The 1,205-nt window shown below is 63.7% G+C and carries 1 protein-coding gene and 1 pseudogene; both read right to left on the bottom strand.

The window, feature by feature from the left end:
* On the bottom strand, positions 1–375 hold a 375-nt coding region (locus QD357_RS32365), incomplete at its 3' end, for a hypothetical protein (protein ID WP_414126090.1).
* Positions 376–468: 93 nt separating this feature from the next.
* Positions 469–1,205: pseudogene (locus QD357_RS32360) on the bottom strand (plasmid partitioning protein); the annotation flags it as partial.

Here is a 1,205-nt window from a genome sequence, read left to right as displayed (position 1 = left end):
GGGATAGCCATGCCGGGTCAGCCATTCCTCGGCTGCCTGCCGATTGGCCGCCAGATGGACGAGCTCCGCATTTGCACCGGCGCGGTCGAAGACACGGACGGATCCCAGCACGGGCCGCTCGATGACCTTGAAGGCCAGCTCGCTGTCGAGCGAGAATGTCCGGTGGATGCGGATGGCGATTACGCCGCCGCCACCGAAATCGCCCTCATGAAGGGTGACGGCGCCACGCTTTTCCTGCTTGCGGATCAGCCGACCCTTGCTGTTGCGGGCTTCCCAGACCGCCAGCTTGTGGCGTTCCGGCGGGCGCGGCGTGCCGTCCGACCAGGCGACGATGGAGCCAATTKGGGCGAGGTCATAAATCAAGGACGCAGACATGCGCTTTCTCCTTCAGGTTTTGCGGATTGTGAAAACGAAAGCGCCGCCGGTGATGACCGGCGGCGGGATCGGTGGAGATGGATGGAAACGCGGCTATTCCGCCGCGATSCCGTAGGCGGTTTCGTCCGCGTCTGTGTTCTCGGATCCCTCTGCCGGCTCTTCGAACTGCTCGGCATCCAKATCAGCAACCGTAGCCTCCGAAGGATCCCCAGCTGCATTCGAGCTCACGGCCGGGTCGTCATCACGATCATTGTCGAGAGTGTCGGCATGCTTGATCAGGTCGGCGACGTCCTTCGCATMAGGTGAGAAAAACGCGGCCGGATGCACGAACTGGACTTGCTTGAAATGATCGACGAGCGCTGCGCGTGTTTCGCGGACCCGGGCACGGGGAAGCACATTCACCTCCTTTGCCGCGGCCTCGAGCGCCTGACGCGAGAGGCACAGGAGAAAATCCTCGGTGCCCATGTTCGGCAGGAAGCCGTCGGCGCCGATCRCCTCGCCGGCGATGCGCGAGACCACACCACTGTTCGAGATATTGCGCCGGCACGACAGCACCTCGACCAGGATGGAGCGGGCGGCGACGCGAACCGTCTCCATGTCGAACGACAGCCTCCCATCTTCGGAGAAGAGCCGGGCGGCGTGGCGTTGCAGGCGCTTAGGCCCGAACACATGGTCGTTGGCGCCCGAGTCGACACGGACGTTTTGGCCGGAGAAGGCGAGCACGAGCAAGGCCATCAGCATGTCGTCCTCAATCGGTGCGCGGCCGAGCGCCTCGTGAAGCGCATCGGTGCGGAAATCGCCGATCATGTCCTGGCCCTTCTGCGTGATGT

This window comes from Rhizobium sp. BR 317, from assembly GCF_047445835.1.
In the GTDB taxonomy this organism is placed as follows: Bacteria; Pseudomonadota; Alphaproteobacteria; order Rhizobiales; family Rhizobiaceae; genus Rhizobium; species Rhizobium paranaense.
This window is presented reverse-complemented; position numbering and strand designations above follow the sequence as displayed.